The 6,474-nt window shown below is 63.9% G+C and carries 8 protein-coding genes; 3 read left to right on the top strand and 5 right to left on the bottom strand.

All coding sequences use genetic code 11. The features are described from left to right. Both bcsS and ACK41X_RS13490 read right to left on the bottom strand, forming a co-directional pair. Positions 1 to 397 (bottom strand): cellulose biosynthesis protein BcsS (gene bcsS, locus ACK41X_RS13495; protein ID WP_409723993.1); only part of this gene is annotated, 397 nt, incomplete at its 3' end. A gap of 74 nt (positions 398 to 471) precedes the next feature. After that, positions 472 to 1,278: an AraC family transcriptional regulator gene (locus ACK41X_RS13490; RefSeq protein ID WP_409723991.1), complete on the bottom strand. Its 807-nt coding sequence runs from the start codon at positions 1,276 to 1,278 to the stop codon at positions 472 to 474. Positions 1,279 to 1,383: 105 nt separating this feature from the next. Here ACK41X_RS13490 and ACK41X_RS13485 point away from each other — a divergent pair, with 105 nt between their 5' ends. Further along, positions 1,384 to 2,613, top strand: a complete 1,230-nt coding sequence (locus ACK41X_RS13485) for an MFS transporter (RefSeq protein WP_409723989.1) — start codon at positions 1,384 to 1,386, stop codon at positions 2,611 to 2,613. On the opposite strand, the gene ACK41X_RS13480 is transcribed toward ACK41X_RS13485, so the two are convergent. The 3 genes from ACK41X_RS13480 to ACK41X_RS13470 form a co-directional block, all read right to left on the bottom strand. Next, the gene (locus ACK41X_RS13480) at positions 2,614 to 3,309 is read right to left on the bottom strand and encodes a Crp/Fnr family transcriptional regulator (protein ID WP_409723987.1); all 696 of its coding nucleotides are present in this window, start codon (positions 3,307 to 3,309) and stop codon (positions 2,614 to 2,616) included. Between the two features lie 316 nt (positions 3,310 to 3,625). Further along, positions 3,626 to 4,291, bottom strand: a complete 666-nt coding sequence (locus ACK41X_RS13475) for a Crp/Fnr family transcriptional regulator (protein WP_409723985.1) — start codon at positions 4,289 to 4,291, stop codon at positions 3,626 to 3,628. A 43-nt stretch (positions 4,292 to 4,334) separates the two neighbouring features. After that, complete coding sequence (locus tag ACK41X_RS13470) at positions 4,335 to 5,171, bottom strand: DUF72 domain-containing protein (RefSeq protein WP_409723983.1); 837 nt, start codon at positions 5,169 to 5,171, stop codon at positions 4,335 to 4,337. 186 nt (positions 5,172 to 5,357) lie between these two features. On the opposite strand from ACK41X_RS13470, the gene ACK41X_RS13465 reads away from it, so the two are divergent. Both ACK41X_RS13465 and ACK41X_RS13460 read left to right on the top strand, forming a co-directional pair. Next, complete coding sequence (locus tag ACK41X_RS13465) at positions 5,358 to 5,822, top strand: DUF992 domain-containing protein (RefSeq protein WP_409723981.1); 465 nt, start codon at positions 5,358 to 5,360, stop codon at positions 5,820 to 5,822. A 176-nt stretch (positions 5,823 to 5,998) separates the two neighbouring features. Then, entirely contained in the window at positions 5,999 to 6,469 is a 471-nt protein-coding gene (locus tag ACK41X_RS13460; protein WP_409723979.1) for a DUF992 domain-containing protein, read from the top strand. The last annotated feature ends 5 nt before the right edge of the window (positions 6,470 to 6,474 follow it).

Here is a 6,474-nt window from a genome sequence, read left to right as displayed (position 1 = left end):
TGCCCGGATCGAATGGGCTGGTCTTGTGATGCTGCAGATCGAGACCGCCGAACAGCGTGACGAAGGTCTTGCCGCTGACGAAACGCCAGCCGGTGAGGACGAAGCCCGTGGTCTGCCGTCCGGTGACTTTGGCATCGCCGAGCGCGCCAGACCGGTATTGGTACGACCCGGTGCCGATCAGCGCCTTGAAGGTGAGGCCCTCGCGGTCCAGTCCGCCCGGCGACCACAGAGCGCCGCCATAGGAGAGGCCGCCGTGACGCCACAGATCGACGCCAGAAAAAAACAGGAAGGTATCGTCGCTGCGCACGTAGCCATCGGCCCGCGCGCCGGCATGACACAGCACTCCAAACATCGCAGTAGCTGTAAGCCCCGCGACCACGCCACGCACGCCAAACATGACACCGAAAACCCGATACCGACGCGAGCCGAGGGTAAGCGCCCTGACCCGGTATCATGTTAGGCGGGACTATTTCAGGTTGCAATGCGCTCCCGGCGCACCATGCGTCGCGGCGGCTCGCCGAAACTGCGCCGGACCATCGCGGAAAAGGCGCTGGGACTCGAATAGCCGATGGCAGAGGCCACGCTGCCGACGGGTTCGCCGGTCGAGAGTCGCGCCAGGCCATCGATGGCGCGCAGCCGCGCCCGCCATTCCCCGAAGCTGAAGCCGGTCTCCGTGCGAAACAGCCGCGCCAGCGTGCGGCGGCTGGCGCCGGCGCGCTCGGCCCAGATGTCGAGATCGCCGTCGGTTTCGGGGCGGTCGAGCAGCGCGCGCGCCACCCGTACCGCCCGTGCATCGCGTGGCATCGGTAGATGCAGCTTGCGTTCCTGCATGCGCGACAGCTCGGCGAGGATCAGCCGCGCGATCATGCCGCCGCGGCCGGTTTCATCGTAATCCAGCGGTTCTTCCAGTGCGGCCAGGATCAGTTCGCGGAGCAGGCCGCCGATCTCGACCAGGATCGGCGTCTGCGGCAGCGCCTGGCAGTCCCGCGCATCGATATAGACTGTACGCATCGCCAATTCGCCGCGCATAACCATCCCGTGCGGGTAGGCCGGCGGCATCCACAGCGCCAGCGCCGGCGGCACGATCCAGGCCGCATCGGCCGTCTCGATCTTCATGGTGCCGTGGATCGCATGGATGAGCTGACCGCGTTTGTGGAGATGAAAGGGGATCCGGTCGCCGTCAGGATAGGTCTTGGCCATCGCGGCGACCGGGCGGGGCGCGTCGTCGCGGTTGTTGCGGTATTCCGGGCTCAATTGCGGACGCGATTTCGGGCTCAAAACGGGAATCCGGGCTTGGCCTGATCGCGACGATATTCGGCCTAACATCGCCATCGGGCAAGGGTAAAGATTGTCCGGCGATTCCGAAAGGTCGGCCTGCCCCCAATGTCTGACATCACCGCGAGCCACGAGGTTTTCAGCCGGGACACCCGCGTGTCGATCGGTTTTCTGAACTGGGCGCACGCGATGGACCATTATGTGCTGCTGATCTACCCGACGGTGGTGATCGGGCTCGAGGCGGTCTATGCGCGGACCTATGGCGAACTGATTGCGCTTTCGACCGCGGCCTTTATCGCCTTCGGCGTGTTTTCGCTTCCGGCCGGCTGGCTCGCCGATCACTGGAGCCGCCGCAACATGATGGCGGTGTTCTGGTTCGGCTGCGGCGCTTCTCTATTTGCGGCCGGCGCGGCCCCTAATCTGGTCACGCTTGCGATCGCGCTCGGCGCGCTCGGCATGTTTGCCGCGATCTATCATCCGGTCGGCATGGCGATGCTGATCGAAGCCTCGAAGGCGCGCGGGCGAACGCTCGCCTTCAACGGCGTTTGCGGCAATCTCGGCGTGGCGCTCGCGGCGGGGGTCACGGCGCTGATTGCGAGCATGCTGGGCTGGCGCATGGCATTCTTCGTTCCAGCCGTGGTCTGTATCGTGACCGGCTCCGTCTATCTGTGGGCGGTGCAGAACGACATTACCGGCAAGAGCGCCCGCAAGACCAATCCGGACGTTCGGCTCGGCCGGACCGCGACCGTTATCGTGTTCGGGCTGTTCATCGTCATCGCGCTCGGCGCCGGGCTCGCCTTCAACGTGATCACGGTGGCGCTGCCCAAGGTCATCGACGAGCGGGCGGGCGAGGGGATTTCCCTGCTGGCGGTAGGCAGCATCGCGACGGCGGTCTTCGTGGTCGGCGGCATCGCGCAGCTCGCGGTCGGCCGCCTGGTCGAGCGGATCGCGCCGCATGTCCTGTTCGTTTTTGTGACGCTGCTGCTCTTCACAGGTGCGGCCTGGTCGGTGGTGGCTACCGGACCCATGGTCCTGGTCGCGCTCGCGCTGGCCATGGCGGGCGTGTACGGGCAGGTGACGGTGAACGACATCGTGCTGGCGCGCTATACCGCCGATGCCTGGCGCGGCCGGGTCTATGCGGTGCGCTATTTCCTGGTCTTCATCACGGCCGGGATCGCGGTGGCCTCGATTGCCTTCCTGCATCAGCGCGGCGGTTTTGATCTCGTTCTGCTTTTCACCGCAGGCGTCTGTCTGATGTTCTTTCTGGCGACTCTCGGTCTGGCCTACATGGTCTCCGGCGCCGAGAGCCGGAAGCCGGTGGCGATGCCGGCGGAATAGTCAGGGCTCCGCCGGATGGAATTCGGCACCGCTGCTGCGGCCGGCGCGCAGCGTCTCGATTTCTTTTTGCATCCGCTTCATGTTCTCGAACAGACGGCGGGCGCTGAGCTGCATGAAGTAATAGCCGAATTTCGGATTCTGGAAGAATAGCTGCCGTACCTGATCGTAGGTGATGACCAGCAATTGGCCGCCGTCGACACAGACTGCAGACTGCGTGCGCACCTTGTCCGGGGACAGCATGCCGAGTTCGCCGACCACTTCACCGGGCGGGACCGCGATCCCGAGTTCCGGGATGCGCAGGCTGCCGGACATGATAAAAATGATCTCGTTGGCCGGATCGCCTTTGCGGAACAGGATTTCGCCCGGGATCATTTCGCGGGTTGTCGTAAACGGCCTGATCCAGTTCATGTCGAGATCGCCGTCGGTCGAAGCCTCGGTCTGGCGCACCAGCGAGAGCATCTGATTGAGCCGCCAGATGTTGAGCGGCAAGAGCGCCAGATGCAGGACCATTACCGGATAGGCCGGGTGCAGAAAGCCGTAGGCAATGAACACGACATTGCTCGCGATCGCCACCATGCGCAGTGGCACCATGGTCTTCATTGAGAAGGTGGCGAAGACCAGGGCCGCGGCGAAATAACCGAGCCATTCGGTGAGCTGGAGGCCGGCAAAATGGCCAACGATAGCGGAGAGATTCATGAGGTCCCCTCGAGGAATTGGGTCCGTAACCTGACCGGCTTCAAGCGGCCGTTCAACGGAAATTTCGTGACTTGACCGTCGGGCCGTCGGCGTGCGGCGGCGGAGGGCTTATCGTCCGGGAGGAGGCGTGAACCTTGCCGCGATCGGCCACGACCAAGGAGCAGGGAGGGTCTTGCAGGATCGTGCAAGCCTTACCATATCAAGTCGAGCAGTGTTGAGTTGCAAAGCTCCGCCGCTTTTAAGGCCACGAATGTTGCGGGTGACGCCGGATGTAAGCGCACCCCTTCATTTCGTGGCTTTTGATTGTCTTGACGGGTCAATGCTTGGTCAGCGGCGACGGATTGGGGACGATGCGGGGCGGCCGGGTGGCGAGTTCGGCTTCCAGCCGAGCGATGTTCTCGAACAGCCGCTTGCTGGTCAGCTTGAGGAAGCCGAGCCCGAATTCGGGGTTTTGATAATAGAGTTCCTCGAACTTCTCGTAGGCCAAGGACAACACTTCTCCGTCGTCGAGCGAAATCAGCGTGGCGGTTCTCACGCCGTCCGGTGAGAGCAGCCCAAGTTCGCCGACCACGGCGCCCGGTTCGAGCGTGAGACCAATTTCCTGAAGCTGGTAGCGTCCGCCGACCACCAGATACATCGCCTCGGCGATGTCGCCCTTGCGAAAGATCACCTGCCCCTTCTTGGTCTTGCGGCGCGTCATGAAGGGCTGCAGCCAGGTCATGTCGAGATCCGAACGCGCAGCCCGTTGGGTACGGCGGATCAGTTGGCGCATCTCGTGCACGCGGTAGAGGTTCAGCGGCAGCACGATGCAGTTCAGCACCAGTGTCGGCCAGATGCCGGCGATCGCCGAATAGATCAGGAACAGAACATTGGTGACGATGCCCACGACCCTCAGCGGGATCATGGTCTTCATCCAGTATTGTACCACGGTGAGGACGATGCCTGCGGTCGCAGCGGCCTGCGCGATCAGCGGAATTTCCATCTCGTGCTCCAGACCGGCGGGCCGCCGGCTTTCCTGAAGCAGACTATCGCCGTTTGGTGCCCCCGCGATCAACTGCCGATCCGAGCCGCTCGATCAGCGCCATTGCCGCAGCCGGAGCCCGAAGCTTTGCCTCGTGGATGAAATAGATGAAGACATCTCGCGGCTGCTGCTTCGGCCGTACCGCCGGAGCGAGATAAGGCAGATCCTCCGGTGCGCCTCCGGCGGCCCAAAGCTTGGCCCGGGCCGCCCATGCATCGAGCGCCTTGGGCGGATAGCCGGATTTGATCGTGTCGTCACCCTTTTGCAGCCGGGCATAGACGAAACCAGCGGTGAGATCGGCGATCGCCGGATAGGTCGCGTGCTCGGCGAAGCAAACCGCGATGTCGAAGCTGCGCAGCAGCGCGACGAAAGAGGGCACGCAGAAGCTGTTATGGCGGACCTCGACCACGTGGCGCAGCATGCGACCGTCAAAGGTTTGCGGCAGCAATTCCAGAAACCGTCCGAAATCCGCTTCGTCATATTTCTTGGTCGGCGCAAATTGCCACAGGAGCGGTCCCAGACGGTCGCCGAGCTCGGTCACGCCGGAATTCAGGAAGCGCTTGATCGAATCGCCGGCTTCCGCGAGCACCGTGCGGTTCACCGCGAATCGCGGACCCTTCAGTGAGAACACGAAGCCGTCCGGTACTTCCGAGGCCCATTTGCGGTAGCTGGCGGCGCTCTGCGTGCGGTAGAAGGTGCCGTTGATCTCGATGGAGGTCAGATGGCTCGCGGCGTAGCGCAGCTCCTGCGCATGCGGCAGGCCCTTGGGGTAGAATTCGCCGCGCCATGGCGCGTAGGTCCACCCGCCGATGCCGATATAGATGCGGCCCTGCTTCGCCACGTGACCCTCCTGCGAGCCCGGTCCAGCCGGATGAATGCGGCCGATACCATCCCGAGCGCTATCAACTGTCTCGGTCGTTTCAGATGACGATATCAGACGAGCTGCGGCACCGGACCGGGTTTTCACCGCGCTCTCCATGTTCTAAACCGGCTGTGTCTGTCACTTTGGAAGCTGAAAGGACGTCCCATGCGCTCAATCCTGCTCACAGTGATCGCGGCCGTGACGCTCGGACTGTTGAATTCCTCGGCCGATGCGCAATCCCGCATCCGCGTCGGCGGCCTGACCTGCGACCTTGCTCCGACCGTTGGTATGATCGTGGGGTCCTGGCAGCAGGCGCGTTGCATTTTCCGGCCGACATATGGCCGGCCGGAGCGTTATTACGCATCGCTGTCGCGCTTGGGCGTCGATCTCGGGGTGAAGCATGGCGGCCGTCTGTACTGGGCAGTCTTTGCACCGACCAGCGCCCTGCCGCCGCGGACGCTGGCCGGCAACTATGTGGGCGCAGCGGGCGATGTGTCATTTGGAGTCGGCGGCGGTGCCAACGTTCTGGTCGGCGGCTCGCGGCGCACCATTTCGCTTCAACCGCTCTCGCTGACCGCGCAGCGCGGCGTGAATGTCGCGGGCGGGGTGGCGCACCTCGTTCTGCGCTGATTCCGGCACCATTCTGATGCAAGGCCCCGGACCTGTTGCCGGGGCCTTTCTTGCTGGGCCTTTCCGGAAGCCGACCGGCAAACGTGCAGCCGTCGATCTGCGTGTAAATCTCGATGTGCAACAGACGCGATCATGCGTTAAGCTTGTTATATCAACGTCTTGCCGGGGGATAGTCCATGCGCTTGCCGACCATTGCCGCTGTCGCGGCTGCTGTTTCTCTTTGCGTCGCCGCAACATCCGCCGAGGCCCAGGGCCGGGTGCGTGCCGGGGGACTTGCCTGCAATCTGTCGCCGACGGTGGGTCTGATCATCGGATCGCGTCAGGAAATCCAGTGCACCTTTACGCCGAGCGGCGGCGGCAAGGTCGAACGTTACAGCGGTCACATCGGCCGGTTTGGCCTCGATCTCGGCGTGACGGCCGGCGGCCGGATGCTCTGGGGTGTGTTCGCCGCAACCAACAGGCTGCCGCCGCGCACGCTTGCCGGCACCTATGTCGGCGCCAGCGGCGATGCCTCGCTCGGCATCGGCGGCGGCGCCAACGTGCTGGTCGGCGGCTCGAACCGCACCATCTCTCTGCAGCCTCTGTCGCTGCAGGGTCAGGCCGGCGTCAATCTCGCCGTCGGCGTCGCCCGCATGACGCTGCGCTGAGCGTC

The organism is Pseudorhodoplanes sp., from assembly GCF_046289595.1.
Taxonomy (GTDB): Bacteria; Pseudomonadota; Alphaproteobacteria; order Rhizobiales; family Xanthobacteraceae; genus Pseudorhodoplanes.
The sequence above is the reverse complement of the archived record's forward strand: the minus strand, read 5'-3'. Positions and strand labels throughout refer to the sequence as shown.

Bases quoted from the DNA above. Each gene is read 5' to 3' on its own strand.
- ACK41X_RS13475 (WP_409723985.1), bottom strand. From the start codon at position 4,291: ATGGAAATTCCGCTGATCGCGCAGGCCGCTGCGACCGCAGGCATCGTC.
- ACK41X_RS13460 (WP_409723979.1), top strand. From the start codon at position 5,999: ATGCGCTTGCCGACCATTGCCGCTGTCGCGGCTGCTGTTTCTCTTTGC.
- ACK41X_RS13485 (WP_409723989.1), top strand. From the start codon at position 1,384: ATGTCTGACATCACCGCGAGCCACGAGGTTTTCAGCCGGGACACCCGC.
- ACK41X_RS13465 (WP_409723981.1), top strand. From the start codon at position 5,358: ATGCGCTCAATCCTGCTCACAGTGATCGCGGCCGTGACGCTCGGACTG.
- ACK41X_RS13480 (WP_409723987.1), bottom strand. From the start codon at position 3,309: ATGAATCTCTCCGCTATCGTTGGCCATTTTGCCGGCCTCCAGCTCACC.